Source organism: Arthrobacter sp. AOP29-A2-19 (genome assembly GCF_058138025.1).
On sequence record NZ_CM176894.1, the window covers coordinates 2,068,271 to 2,082,070 of the forward strand.

Annotated in this window: 10 protein-coding genes; all 10 read right to left on the reverse strand. The window is 70.3% G+C overall.

Features of this window, described 5'->3' with window-relative positions; all coding sequences use genetic code 11:
- Positions 1-36: 36 nt before the first annotated feature.
- Positions 37-600 carry a GNAT family N-acetyltransferase gene (locus AC3ZJJ_RS09620; RefSeq protein ID WP_489891602.1) on the reverse strand — a complete coding sequence of 188 codons (564 nt, stop codon included), beginning with the start codon at positions 598-600 and terminating at the stop codon, positions 37-39.
- On the reverse strand, positions 597-1,409 hold the full coding sequence (locus AC3ZJJ_RS09625; RefSeq protein WP_489891603.1) for an inositol monophosphatase family protein: 813 nt from the start codon (positions 1,407-1,409) through the stop codon (positions 597-599). The genes AC3ZJJ_RS09620 and AC3ZJJ_RS09625 overlap by 4 nt, the downstream gene beginning before the upstream one ends.
- On the reverse strand, positions 1,406-3,724 hold the full coding sequence (gene ligA / locus AC3ZJJ_RS09630) for an NAD-dependent DNA ligase LigA (RefSeq protein ID WP_489891604.1): 2,319 nt from the start codon (positions 3,722-3,724) through the stop codon (positions 1,406-1,408). Before ligA ends, AC3ZJJ_RS09625 begins: the two co-directional genes overlap by 4 nt.
- Positions 3,725-3,751: 27 nt before the next feature.
- Positions 3,752-4,453 (reverse strand): hypothetical protein, encoded by a 702-nt coding sequence (locus tag AC3ZJJ_RS09635; protein WP_489891605.1) that lies wholly within the window; start codon positions 4,451-4,453, stop codon positions 3,752-3,754.
- 109 nt (positions 4,454-4,562) lie between these two features.
- The gene (locus AC3ZJJ_RS09640; RefSeq protein ID WP_489891606.1) at positions 4,563-6,263 is read right to left on the reverse strand and encodes a serine/threonine-protein kinase; all 1,701 of its coding nucleotides are present in this window, start codon (positions 6,261-6,263) and stop codon (positions 4,563-4,565) included.
- The gene (locus AC3ZJJ_RS09645; protein ID WP_489891607.1) at positions 6,260-8,068 is read right to left on the reverse strand and encodes a double zinc ribbon and FHA domain-containing protein; all 1,809 of its coding nucleotides are present in this window, start codon (positions 8,066-8,068) and stop codon (positions 6,260-6,262) included. The genes AC3ZJJ_RS09640 and AC3ZJJ_RS09645 overlap by 4 nt, the downstream gene beginning before the upstream one ends.
- Positions 8,065-8,859, reverse strand: a complete 795-nt coding sequence (locus AC3ZJJ_RS09650) for a PP2C family protein-serine/threonine phosphatase (RefSeq protein WP_489891608.1) — start codon at positions 8,857-8,859, stop codon at positions 8,065-8,067. Before AC3ZJJ_RS09650 ends, AC3ZJJ_RS09645 begins: the two co-directional genes overlap by 4 nt.
- A gap of 38 nt (positions 8,860-8,897) precedes the next feature.
- Entirely contained in the window at positions 8,898-10,031 is a 1,134-nt protein-coding gene (locus AC3ZJJ_RS09655; RefSeq protein WP_489891609.1) for an RDD family protein, read from the reverse strand.
- 3 nt (positions 10,032-10,034) lie between these two features.
- Positions 10,035-12,422 (reverse strand): transglutaminase TgpA family protein, encoded by a 2,388-nt coding sequence (locus tag AC3ZJJ_RS09660; protein ID WP_489891610.1) that lies wholly within the window; start codon positions 12,420-12,422, stop codon positions 10,035-10,037.
- Positions 12,419-13,786 (reverse strand): DUF58 domain-containing protein, encoded by a 1,368-nt coding sequence (locus AC3ZJJ_RS09665; protein ID WP_489891611.1) that lies wholly within the window; start codon positions 13,784-13,786, stop codon positions 12,419-12,421. The genes AC3ZJJ_RS09660 and AC3ZJJ_RS09665 overlap by 4 nt, the downstream gene beginning before the upstream one ends.
- Positions 13,787-13,800: the final 14 nt, after the last annotated feature.

Below are 13,800 nucleotides of genomic sequence, written 5' to 3' on the forward strand. Positions count from 1 at the left end.
CTCCCGTGTCTAGGGTGTGGTTGTATCCCGTCCAGTCTAGTCGCCCGGCGGCACCGCGGCGGCGTCGGGGCCACCGAGGTCCAGGACGTAGACCACCAGCCGGATGTCCGTCCCGGGCACCAGCCAGTCCCGCTCGGGCGCATGGACAAAGCCCTCGGACGCGTAGAGGCGGCGCGGCACTCCCCACATCTCGCCGGTGGTCAGGCTGACGGCGTAAACGCCGTCCAGGCGGCGGGCGTGGTCGACGATGGCGCGCACCATCGCCCGGCCGGCGCCGCTGCGCTGCACCCCGGGATCCACCGCGAGCATGCGGAACTCCAGTTCGCCCTGCAGGGCGATGTCGGCGTAGCGGCTTCCGCTGCGCACCAGCGTCACGGCGCCCACGATCGATCCGGCCAGCTCGGCAACCCAGATCTCTGCATCCTGGTGGCGGTCGGCGACATCGGCGATGTGGCGCAGGTACGGCGACTCGGGGTCGAAGTGGCCGGAGGCGAGGTACGCGGCGACCGTGATGCGGGCGATCTCCGGGTAGTCCGCGGGCACGGCATGGCGGATCGCGACGACGTTGGCGGAAGGGGCGGCATCGGTCGATCCCGTCATTCGCCCGCCTCGAGGTCGACAAGCCGGCCGAAGTCGAAGTAGCCGGCCGCGGACCAGCCGGGCTCGGTCTCGGGACGCAGGACCGGCACACCGGCTTCCTCGGCGATCAGCGACGCCGCGGACCAGTCGTGGACCTGCGTGCCGTACTCGGCGTACGCGTCCAGTGTTCCGTCGGCGACGAGGCAGAGGTCCAGGGCCGCCGAACCGAGCCTGCGGACGTTGGCGAAACCGGGCAGCAGCCCGTTCAGCGCCTCCACCTGAAGCCGCCGCCGTTCGGCGTCGTATCCGAAGCCGGTCGCGATCAGCGCGCCGTCCGCCCCGGGTTCCGGACCGCGCAGGCGAACCCGGGCGGACTCTCCGGCGGAAACGAGCCACGCGCCGGCCCCGCGCGACGCGGAGTAGACCCGCCCCAGCGCGGGGGCGTGCACAACGCCGGCGAGCCAGGCGGTCTGCCCGGGCGCCTCCGGGACGGGTCCGGCCACGGCGACGGACGTGGCGTAGTAGAGGATGCCGCGCACGAAGTTGGTGGTGCCGTCCAGCGGATCGATGGACCAGCGGTAGCCGCTGGGCTGGGCGGGCGTTGTGGTGCCGTACTCCTCGCCGGTGATCTCGTCGAAGGGGCGGGCCGCGACAATGACGTCGCGCACCGCCTGTTCGGCGCGGCGGTCGAAGTCGGTCACCCAGTCGCCCGCGGCGCTCTTCGTATCCGTCTCGACGCGCGCCTGCGGGCGCTGGGCCAGCACGGCGGCCCCGGCGGCGGCGGCCCGCGCCGCCACCTCGAGCAACCCCGCCGTCGTCGGCGCGCTCATGCCCGGCCACCCTCGGCGGCCGTCTCCGGCCCGGCTTCCGGCCCTGCATCCGACCCGGCTTCCGCCGCGGGATCGTCGACGGCGGGGCCCTCGCCGTCGGGGGTCGACAGCGGCCCGTTGGCCAGCAACTCGCGGAAGCCGTCCTCGTCCAGCACCGGCACCCCGAGCGAAACGGCCTTGTCCAGCTTCGTGCCCGCGGCGTCGCCCGCCACCAGGAAGGAGGTCTTCTTGGAGACCGAGCCGGACGCCTTGCCGCCGCGGACAATGATGGCCTCCTTGGCCTCGTCGCGGCTGAAACCCTCGAGCGAGCCGGTCACCACCACGGTGAGCCCCTCAAGCGTGCGCGGCGTGTCCTCGTCCACCTCGTCCGCCATGCGCACGCCCGCGTCGGCCCACTTGTCCAGGATCTCCGTGTGCCAGTCGACGGCGAGCCATTCGATGAGCGCGTCGGCGATGATGGGTCCCACGCCGTCGACGTCGGCCAGCTTGGCGCGGCCGTCCTCCTCGGCTGCGGCGGCCCGGATCGCGTCCATGTTGCCAAATCGCGTGGCCAGGGCGCGGGAGGCGGTCGGCCCGACGTGCCGGATGGACAGGGCAACCAGCACCCGCCACAGGGGCTGCGTCTTGGCCTTCTCCAGTTCCGCGAAAAGCTTGTTGGTGTTGGCCGTGGGCTTTGACGGGGTCTTCGCCGTCGGCTTCGTGTAGAAGTACGGAACCAGGTCGAATTCCCCCGTCCCGACGCCCTTGGAGCGCTTCTCGCGCCGTACCATCACGCCCGCCAGGTCCTCGGGCGTCAGGGCGAAGAGGTCCGCCTCCGTCGTCAGCGGACCGGGAGCGGGCTCGGCGGGGGCCGTCAGCGCGAAGGCCGCCTCGTAGCCCAGCGCCTCGATGTCGAACGCGCCGCGCCCCGCCAGGTGGGCGACGCGCTCGGTGAGCTGCGAGGGGCAGGACTTGGCGTTGGGGCAGCGGATGTCCACATCGCCCTCCTTCGCCGGGGCCAGCTTCGTCCCGCAGGACGGACAGTGCGTGGGCATAACGAACTCGCGCAGCTCGTCCTCCCGCCCCTCGCGCAGCGGCAGCACCGGCCCGACGATTTCCGGGATGACGTCTCCAGCCTTCCGCAGGATGACGACGTCCCCTATCAGCACGCCCTTCGCCTTGACCACGTCCTGGTTGTGCAGGGTGGCCATCTCCACGGTCGAACCGGCCACCTTGACCGGCTCCATCATGGCGTAAGGGGTGACCCGACCGGTCCTGCCCACGTTGACGCGGATGTCGAGCAGCTTGGTGTGGACCTCCTCCGGCGGGTACTTGTAGGCCACGGCCCAGCGTGGGACGCGTGAGGTGTAGCCGAGGGCGCGCTGGATGGCGAATGGGTCCGCCTTGATGACGATTCCGTCGATCTCGTGGACCAGGCGGTGGCGCTTGCCCTCGAATTCGCCGATGTAGTCGAGCGCTTCCTCGAGTGTCCCCACCACGCGCGAGTAGGGGCTGACGGGGAGTCCCCAGCCGTGCAGGAGCTCGTAGGTCTCGGACTGGGACGCCGCGGCCAGCCCCTCGCGCACCCCGATGCCGTGGACGTACATGCTCAGCGGGCGCTTGGCCGTCTCCGCCGGGTCCTTCTGCCTCAGCGAGCCGGCGGCGGCATTGCGCGGGTTGGCGAGCTGAGCCTTGCCGGCGGCCAGGAGCGCCTCGTTGAATTCGCGGAACTCCTTCGAGGGAATGAAGATCTCGCCCCGGATCTCGACCTCGGACGGCCACCCGGATCCGGACAGCTCGGTCGGGATTTCCCCGATGGTCAACACGTTGTGCGTGACGTCCTCGCCCGTGGTGCCGTCGCCGCGCGTGGCGGCCCGGACCAGCTTGCCGTCCCGGTAGAGCAGGTTCACCGCGAGGCCGTCGATCTTGACCTCGCAGAGCCAGCGCAGGCTTTCCGTGGACGCCCGCGTCGCGGCGTTGGCCGCTGCCCGGTCGAGCCACGCCCGCAGCTCGTCGATCGAGAAGACGTCCTCGAGCGAGTACATGCGGCTCAAGTGGTGGACGGGGGCGAAGGCAACCGACACCTCGCCGCCCACCTCCTGGGTGGGCGAATCGTTGGCGACGATCTCGGGGTGGAGCTGCTCGAGCTCCTCCAACCGGAGGAAGAGCTCGTCGAACTCGGCGTCGGAGACCAGCGGCGCGTCCTCGTTGTAGTAGGCGAAGCGGTACTTGCGGACATCGTCCGCCAGCTGCTGGTACTCCTCGCGGACGCTGTCCGGGGGGACGACTTCCGCCGACGTGTCTATGGGGCTGCTGCTCACGGGGATCTCGTTCACAGTCCTATCTTGCCCCACGCCCGGAGTTCAGTCGTCAGCCGCCGGTGCCGTTTCCAGCAGGCGCAGGTCCGCGGCGGTCACCAGGTGCGATGTCACTGCGTGTTCGACCAGACGGGCCCGGCGGTTGGTCGCGAGTTTGCCCGCTCCCCCGCGCAGGCCCGCTACGCCGGCCCTATCGAGCTTGTCGCACACGTTGTCCAGCTTGCGGTTGAACTTGGTGAGCTGCCAGCCCAGCCGCTGGGCGGCCTTGGCCGAGGACGGGATGGAGCTCAGGCCCGTGCCGTCGCGGCGCAGCATGGGCTCGGCGAGGGCCACGATCAGCGCGCGCTGGGATTCGGTGAGCAGCACGGGACCGATCGTTGTCTGGCCGTCGCCGTCGTTCGCCGTCCACTCCTGGCGGAAGGCCGGCGCCGAGAGATGCACGGCAAACTCGTAGGTGGTGGGACCTGCCGTGAAGACGACGTTGGTCTGGCCGAACACCAGCGGGAGGCGCGCACCCGGCGCCACCCAAGCCTGGAGGCCGCCGGTGGTGTCCGCGATGGTGGCCGACAGCCGCGAACCCACGTTGGAGAGCCACCACATGTTGTCGTAGCGCGCGAGCGTAAGGAACTGCCGGTGCAGATAGGGGTTGTCGTCGACCTCGAGGTCCCCCTCGCGGCCGATGGTGAACACCTGGTCGTCCTGCACGGGAAACCATTCCCCGCAAAAGTCGATGTTCAGTCCCGCCATGGGCACACATCCCCTTCCAGCCTCCGAAGCCCCGCCGGCCCCATGGGGACGACGGCGGGAAACTCCACGATCTTATCAATCGAATTGATCAAACCTGACCGCGGGCGCGCTAGGTTTCCGCGCAATGCCTCGCCGGCTCCGACGCCTTGCCGGTCGCGCGCACCACGGTGACCTGGATGCACGTCGGCTGGCCGGTGGCCCGCGGGGTCTTGACCCTGGTCGACTCCACCTTCTTGTTCTGCCCCTGGTCGGTCGCGGTGACCGGGGCCCAGAAGTAGACGTCACCTTTGCGGGGGTCCTCGTTCTTCCAGGTGAACGTCACGCTGCCTCCGGACGCGGACGTCCGGAAGCCGCTGGCCGGGGACACGATCTCGCCGGCGCCGGCGAGCGGGTCGGTGGGCCCCTGCGTGAGCTGCGGACCCGTGGGGTCTTCGTCCGTGGCGGCACCATTCATCACCGCGGAGGCAACAAGTGCACCGGCCACGACGACGGCGACGGCCGCGCCTATCCCGGCGACCAGCCCGGTGGGAAACCGCTGCGCCGGCGTCTGGCCGGCGGGGGCGGGAGCATCGCGCGGTATGGAGGGCACCCACGCCTGGCTCGGGACCGACGCGCCAGTCGGACCGGCCCCGCCGCCCGGGTTCCGGACCCGGGACCCCGCGAGATCCCCGCCCGGGAGCCGCCCGCGCATGATGGTCGCCTCTTCCGCGTCGGCCGCAGCCGCAGCCGCAGCCGGCGGATTGTCCCCGGCGCCGCCGGGACGCAGAACCGTATGGTCCCACCCTTCCGTGTCCGCCTGCGGCCCCGGCCAAGGGGCGCTCTCCGTTCGGCGGGACGTCACCGATCCGGTGGTGCCGTCGGGATCGATCGAGACCACCTGACGCACGCGCGTGGCCTCGCCGCCGTCGTCCTCCGCGCCGGCATCCTCGGCGGAACCGGCGTCCTCGAGCACCTCGAAGGGAGTCACCGACAGGCCCAGTTCGGCCTGGATCCGCTGGAGCGACAGCGCGAACTGGTGGGCGGAGGAGAAGCGGCCGGCGGGACTCTTGGACATAGCCGTGGCGAGCGTCTGTTCCAGTGCGGAGGGCACGTCCGCGCGGTTCAGCGGCTGCAGCGGAGAGTTGGTGATGCGGCTGATGAGCTCGCGCTGGGAATTGTCCGCGCCCGGCCGCACAAACGGCGAGCGGCCGGCCAACAGCGTGTATAAGGTGGCCCCGAGCGACCAGACGTCCATGCGCACGCCGTCGGGGGAACCGCCGCCGAATGCCTCAGGCGGAGACCAGGGAATCGAGAGTCCGGCCTCGTCGTCGAGCGTGTCCGTGGTCCCGGAGATGCCGAAGTCGGTGAGTGCGGGCCGGTTGTAATCGGTCACCAGGATGTTGGCCGGCTTGATGTCGCGGTGGACGATTCCCGCCCGGTGCGCCGTCTCGACCGCCGAAGCCACCTGAATGCCGACGGAGAGCACCTCGTCCACACCCAACCTGGACCGGCGGTAGCGGACGTCGAGGCTGGGACGCGAGCAGTACTCCATGGCGAGGTAGGAGTGGCCCTCGCCGGAGATGTTCGCCTCGAAGATGGTGACGATGTACGGATGGGAGGACAGCTGGGCCATGAGGTTGGCCTCGGACTCGAAGCGCCTCCGCGCGCTCTCAGTCTTGAGGTCGGAGAGGAGCACCTTGACGGCGACTTTCCGGCGGGGCCGGTCCTGCTGGTAAAGGTACACGTCGGAGAATCCGCCGCTGCCGAGGAGGCTGACGTACTCGTATCCGGCGATCGCCGGAGGCGGTGCCGGCGGACGCTTCCCGCTCACAGAAGACCCTCGAAGCGCAGCGAGACGCCGTCGCCCAGGTCGGCGATGTCGCCGTCGAGCAACATCAGGGACTCCCCCTTGCCCAGCCTGCGCGGGGACTGGCCCGCACGCACCAGCATCGTGCCGTTCGTGGCGTTCAGATCAACAAGCATCACGTGCCAACCGTCGAGACGCACCTCGAGGTGCGACCGGGAGATGTCTCCGCTGGGGCTCTTGACCTGGACGACGCGCGGCATGGTGCCGCTGGCCACACGCGCGATGGACGGCTGCCGTCCCACGACCGCGGACCGGTCGAGGTCAAAGCTCTCTCCCGTGGAGATCCGCATTCTCCCGAGCGATGGCCGAGGTGCCGGGACCGCGTCCGTGGCCAGCGGCGCACCGCAGCGGCCGCACTGGGACGACGTCGGCGGATTGGCGTGCCCGGACGGGCAGACTCGGCCGAGCACCATGGGACCGCCCGCGGATTCCGGGGATTCCGTCCGTTGCGGAGGCTCCGGTTCCTGCGCGCCGCCAGCAGGGACGTCCCCAAGGTCGCTTCGCATCAGCGTGTGTCCATCGTGGTCGCCGAGGAGACCACTGTCGCCGGGGTCTGGCGCCTGGGCGCCGGGCACGGGAGACGTCGTCGCGGAGGGCGACGGCGCCGCCGTCGCCCGGGCGGCCGCGAGCCACGGGACGGCGTCGATCAGCTGCTGGGCGTCGGGGAACACGGACGCCTCGGGCTCGGCCACAGCGGCCCGCTGCGGCGCCGAAGGGTCCGGGGGCGGCGCGGACTGGCCGCGCCTACCAGCAGCGGACGCAGACGCAGACAGGATGGTGTTCTCGTCCTCCGCATCGTCCGCCGTCACGATCGTGTCGTCCACGGAGGCGTTGTCCCCCGGATCGCCGTGGAACGCCGAGGTCTCCTCGGAGACACCTTCGATGGTCTGCTCAGGGGCGGGATCGTGCGACGGCTCGGGCTCCCTTTCGGGTGCCGGTGTGGGCTCGGGTTCAGGCTCCCGCACCAACTGGGGCTCGGGTTGCGGCGCCAACTCCGGCTCTGGCTCCGGTTCCGGTTCCAGATCTGGGGCTAATTCCGGCTCAGGTTCCTGCACTGGTTCCGGTTCCGGCACAAGTTCAGGTTCCTGCGCTGGCTCCGGTTCCGGCGCTGGTTCAGGTTCTGGTTCCTGTGCTGGTTCACGTTCCGGCTCTAGCTCGGCCGCCGGCGCGCTCTCCAGTTCTGGTTCCTGTGCTGGTTCACGTTCCGGCTCCATCTCGGCCGCCGGCGCGCTCTCCGCGGCGATCCGCTCCGCCGTCGGAACCACCGCCATGGGGCCGGACAGCGGCTCGATGACGCCGTCGTCGCAAGGGGACGGGAGCACGGCCGTCAGCCGCCCGAAGTGGACGACGCCCTCGACCAGCGGCAGCCCGCCGACAATGTCGTCGGAGGACGGCCTCGCCGATTCGTCGCTCGCCACGGTCAGGTGCTCCTGCCGCGAGAGGCGCCGCTCCATCCATGTGGTGACGCCCATGCCGTTGACGTGTGTGCTCAGCTCCCGCCCGGAGGTGGAGAGGGACAGCGGCCCGCGCAGGATCACGTGGAGGTCCTCCTCCAGCGCGAGGATCCCGAACGACGGCATCCCCGTCAGCGACATCCCCCGGCCGGACAACACCGCCGAGAGCAGGGATTCGACGGACGGTGCCGCGCCCAGCGCCTCCCACAGGCGGTCGAGTTCCTCCGAGCCGGTCTCGCCGGGCAGCAGCAGCATGTGCCCGGACCGGACCATGCCGATCCAGGGGCCCGGAACATACCGAATACTCAAGCTCACGACCCGCTCCCCTCCATACGTGGTTTGGTTTGGCTGTCTTCGCTGGCCGGACGCGGCGCGGTGTCCGAGAGCGCGTCGTCGTCGTGCCCGTGCAGAACGTCGACCACGATCACCGTGATGTTGTCGCGGCCACCGGACCGCAGCGCCGCCTGCACCAGCTCGTCCACGGCCTCCTGCGGCCCCTCATGACGGCCAAGGATCTCCGCGATGTCTTCGTCCCTAACCTCTCCGGTGAGCCCGTCGGAGCAGATCATCAGGCGGTCGCCCTCGCGCACGGGCATCATCCAAAAGTCGGCCGCGCTATCGTCCCCCGTGCCGAGCGCCCGGGTGATGACGTGGCGCCGGGGGTGGACGAGCGCCTCTTCCGCGGTAATTTCTCCGCCGTCGACGAGCTCCTGGACCTCGGAGTGGTCCACGCTGACCTGGGCCAGCGCGCCGCGGCTGAGCAGATAGGTGCGGGAGTCGCCCACGTTGAACACCAGCCAGTAGGGCACACCGCCTTCGCGGACGATCGCCGCGCCGCTCAGCGTGGTTCCCGCCCTCGATCCGGCCGCCTGGCGGATGGCCAGGTCGGCGGCCCGCATCAGGGCTTGCAGGTCGGCGGCGGTCAGGGCTCCGTCGGCGTCGTCCTGGCCATGCGCCAAGGTGCTGACGCAGATGCTGCTGGCGACCTCGCCTGCCTCGTGCCCGCCCATTCCGTCCGCGACCGCAAACAGGTGGCGGTCGGCCAGGAGGGAGTCCTCGTTTAGCGGCCTCCGGAGCCCGCGGTCGGTCGCGAATCCGTAGTTCAAGCGGAAGTTCCCCACAATATTCTCTGTCTCGGGTCGACTCACGCGCGTTCGACCCTGAAGTGCCGGTCGCCGAAGTGCACGGTGTCCCCGAAGACCGCCCGCTGGGCGTGCCCCGCGGCCAGCTGCCGGCGCTGTCCGTCGGCCCCGGTGACCCCCGAGCCGTTGGTGGAGTTGCGGTCGGTGACCCACACCCCCGAGCTGTCGGCAGCCAGGTGCAGGTGGGTCTTGGAGACCGAGCGGCCCATGTCCGCGAAGTTGAACAGCTCTGCGATCTCCTCGCTTCCGGAGGGTGCCGGGTTCCGGCCGACGAGGGCCGTGGTGGCCAGCTTCAGCACCTGCCCGTCGTCGAAAACCAGGCGCGCTCCGACGGCGGCCGGCGCCGCGGGCCGAAGTTGTGTGTGGCCGAGCTCCTCGTCGGGATGGGACACCTCAGCGTCGGCCACCAAAGCGTCCCGCTCTGCGGGCTCAACCCTGGCGGGCGCGTCGGTCGGCGCCGGCGCGTCGGTCGCCGCGGGCAAGGGCGCCGGGCGTCCCGGGATGCTGGCGATCGGTCCGGGGCCGCCGTATTCGGCGCTCAGGGCCGGCCATTCGGTGGCCGGCGCCGTGCCGGCGAAGTCCGGGTGCCCGGCCTGGCCCGGAGCCGTGGCTCCGCCTGGCGCGAACGTCGAGGGGCCGAAGAGGCCTCCGGTCGTGATCGGGTTGCGCCCCTGGTTCACGTCGACCACCAGGGTTTTGGCGATCTTGTCGTGCCATCCCTGTCGCTGGTGGTTGGCGTCCCACAGGTTGGAGAGCACCACCACCACGGGTCCCACGAGGGGCACGATGCCGGAGACGGCGACGATCAGGCGGCGCAGGAAAACCTTCAACCAGCCCGGGGCGAAGCCGTCCTCGTCCGACGTGCGCAGCCCGAGGGCCAGATTGCCGGGTGTCTTGCCGGTCTGCGCCTCCCATCCCCATACGGCAATGCCGTACGCGAGGAGGATCGCGACCAGCACCAGGTAGGAGCCCGCGAGGGAGGCGCCCGCCGCCTCCGATGTGGCCATCCGCGAGATGGCTTCCGCGTTGACGGCCACAAAGGCCATCCAGGCGATCAGGACGGGCACCGCGTCGAGGAGCCACGCGGCAAGTCTCTTGCCTGCGGCGGCGTTTACCAGGTTCAGCGCTGCGGCCACTGGCTACTCCTTCTTCTTTGGTGCGTCTACTCTACGGATGCCGTCCTGCTTGCCGCCGCGCGCCTTTCGGCGCGCCACCACATTCGCGGCCGCGTCCTGGAAAAGCGACCGGGGAGAGAACTTGGCACGTTGGCGTTTCCAGAAGCCTACAGAGGTTCGCATGCCAACGAGTTGTTCGTCGACGAGGTTCCAGTAGTCGGCGACTTGCGCCTCGGTCGGCTCGCCGGATCCGAAGACGGCTCCGTCGGCCCGGTGTGCCAACTGCATCACCGTGGAGCGGGACTCGGGGAAGTCGCCGCCGAGCGCCCTCGCGTTCTCCCGCCGGGTACCGTTTCCATCGGGTCTGGCGCCCAGGTCGGTGGCCAGGCTGACCACCTCGCGCCAGCCGCCGCTCACGCGCTCCCCCGGCGCACCGGTCTGGAAGCGCGACCGGCGGCGCCGCAGTTTCAGCCACGCGACAAAGAGCAGCGGCAGCAGCAGTACCAGGAGCGGGATCGTGGCCGTCGCCAGGGCTACGATCAGCGGACCCCACTGGTCCCAGAACGATTGCTCCTGCTCCTCTGCGTCCTGCGGATCCGGGGCGGTCTCCGGCGGAAGCTTGGCCGGGTCCTGCGGCGGCGGCGGGGGCTGCAGCACCTGGGGCTGCGGGATGGACTGCGGCTCCTGCTGCGGCGGCGTCGGCTCCTTGTCCTTGTCCGGCGTCGGGTCGAACTGCACCCATCCGACGTTCTCGAAGGCGATCTCCACCCACGCGTGGGCGTCCTTGCCGGTGATCTGCACCTCCGCGTCCTGCGCGTAGTCCTCCGGGTAGAAGCCCATGACCACGCGCGCGGGCATTCCCTGCTCGCGGGCCATCAGGGCCATGGCGACCGCGTACTGTTCGTCGTCGCCGATCATGTTGTCCGCGTCGAGCAGCGACGCGATGCGGGCGGCTCCGTGTCCGGACAGGCTGGGCACCTCGTTCTCCTTGCCGTTGGAGAAGAAGCCGCTGGTCTTCAGGACGGTGGCCATGTTGCGGGCGCGGGCCAGCGGGGTGTCGCCGTCCCCGGCCAGGTCCGCGCCCTTGCCGGCGGCGGACTGGGGGACGTTGGCCAGCTTGGGCAGGCGCACGTCGCTGAAGCCGAAGGCCGCAAGATCCTTGTCCGGGATGTCCACTGGATACACGACGTCCGCCGTGTACGAGTCCCCGCGCTGCAAGGCAATGGTGCTCAGCGCGGTTTCGGCGTCCGCATTGTAGAAGAGCGAACGGGACATGCTCCGCGCCCGTTCCCCCGTGAGGTCCACGCCCGCCAGCTTGCCTCCGCCGGGTAGCCACACGCCGTTGTATCCCTCGATCGTGATGTCCAGCGTCCCCGGTTCCCGGAGCGGTTCGTCCTGCGTGGCGGCGTTGATGCTGCTGGTGTCGCCCACCGGGGCGAAGTTGCCACCGGAGCGCGGATCGACGTTGAAGACCATGCCATCGTAGGAGTCCAGCGCGGCGAGGCGGATGCGCTGGCCATCGGGAAGTCCGGAGACGGAGAACAGGGTCTCGTCGGCGTTGTCCTTGACGTAGTTGCGGAACCGCATCAGCGGACTCGGATAGTCGTACAGGTCCACGGGAGGCACGACGACGTCGCGGAGCACCTGCCGGTCCTCGGTCGCCGTGACCAGCGGCGCGGCGACAGCCGTTGTGCCCCCGGCCACGAGAAGCACGACGGCGCCGAAGGCGACGCGGCGCAGGAGCCCGTCGCGGGCCACATTCCGGTCCTCGGAGGCGTGGTTCAGCGACTCCATTCCCGCGCCGACGGCGCGGTCGACATGCCGGCGCCACGAAAGCCAGATGACCAGCACAACGGTCAGCACCACGCCGCGGAACACCGGCATCGGCACGTCGTTGGTGCCGAAGCAGATGCCGACGACGAACATGGCCGCCACGGGGATCACGGAGAAGAAGGGTGAGCGCAGCCGCCACGCCAGAAGGCCCGCCGCGAGTCCCGTGACGAGGGCGGCGATGTACGGGACGACCAGCATTCCTCCCTGCACTCCCACGGGAGGGGCCACCGTGAGGACGTCCTTCCACGACAGGACGATGCCGGCCACCAGCGTGCGCACGGACTCGAGGTTCGGGAGGAAGCCCGCCGTCGCTTCCGCCGGCGTGGCCAGCGCGGTTCCGAACAGGAGGTACGCCGCCGCAGTGGTTCCGGCCGTCGTGAGGATGCCCCACCGGAACCGAACATTGGCGTACGCCACCCCGAGTCCGATCAGGGCTCCGCCAAGGCCCGCCGCCAGGTAGTGCGGGTTGCCGCCGAAGGCCGAGTGCAGGCCCATGGTGCCGATGGCCAGTCCCACGAACAGGCAGGCGGCGTCGATGGCGTGGTGGAACGCCGGCCGCGCGGGGCGGTTCGCTCTCATGAGGCAGCCTTTCGAAGGACGAGTCCGAGGTCGTTGAGGTCTCCGAGCGAAATCACCGTCAGGTCCCCGATGGTGGCCCGTCCGGCCGTCAGGCCCTGTGCGCAACGGAGCGCGAAGGCGCGGACACCGACCGGAACGTGGATGCTGGCGGCGCGCAGTTGAGACGGGGTCGCCAGCGATCCGGTGACGAGGAAAAAGACGGACGCGTTGGGGACCGCGTCAGACGTGGTCCGCGCGAGGTCGATCAGGTTGGCGCGCTGGGGGCGGCCCACGATCCGGGTGAGGTCGTCGAGGAGGTTTCTGCCGGTTTCGGTGCGCGCGGGGCCGTCCTGGCTGATGACGGTGAGGTTGCGCTGCTCGCGGACGGCCTGAAGGCCAATCGACGCCGCGACCGAGACGGCGAGCTCGAAATCGCTCTCCGTCGCGAACTCCTGCGTGTTGGTGGACAGGGCGATCGCCAGGTGCGAACGCCGGGTTTCCTCGAACTGCCTGACCATCAGCTCGCCCGTGCGCGCAGTGGACTTCCAGTGGATGTGGCGGCGGTCGTCGCCCACGACATAGTCGCGCAGGGCGTGGAACGAGACGTCCGACGAGGACAGGTCGCGCGTGGGCAGGCCCTCGAGGTCGCGGATGAAACCGGAGCTGGAGCCCTCCAGAGCGGTCGTTCGGGGGTGGACAAAGAGGTCCTGCGCCTCGGTCCACTTGACCTGGCGCCTCAGCAGGGCGAAGGGATCCTGGCGGATCGAGCGCACGGGGCCCACCTGGATGACGGCGCGGCGCTGCGTGGGGATCGTGAAGAGGTCTTCGTGGACCTGCCCGGGGGCGAGCCGCGGGATGTGGAAGTAGGCTGTCGCCGCGCCGACGGGCAACTCCATGGCGGAGGGTAGCAGCGGCTTGGTCGCGGCGTTCGCGACGTCCATGCTGCCCACGGCGCGGTCGCCCACGGCGACGCGTGTCCGGTTCAGGTCCAGCCTGACCTCGTAGACGGAGCGCCCCAGGATGAAGGCGACGGCGATCAGCAGGAGCAGCCCGCCCATCATCGCAGCGATCTTGGACTCCTGCCATCCGAACGAGGCGCCGAGAACACCAAGCAGCACAACGATCCCGGCCAGCAGCCAGCCCAGGGGCGAGACGATCTCCGTGACCGGCCGGACCCTCCTGGCTGCCCAGCCGCCGGCTCGCTGCCAGTGCGGGGCCACGTAGATCTCGGCCAGCTTGGCGCCCTCGCGCAAGAGCGAGGTGGGATGGAGCCTGCCGCGGTTCGCCCGGTTGGCCTTGCGCCGGGAGGCCCTGCCGGCACGGTTCTTGATCGAGGCCGACTTGCGCGCCTCGCGCCGGCTGGGCGCCGGAGTGGTGGTGCTCATGCGTCGAATGCCTT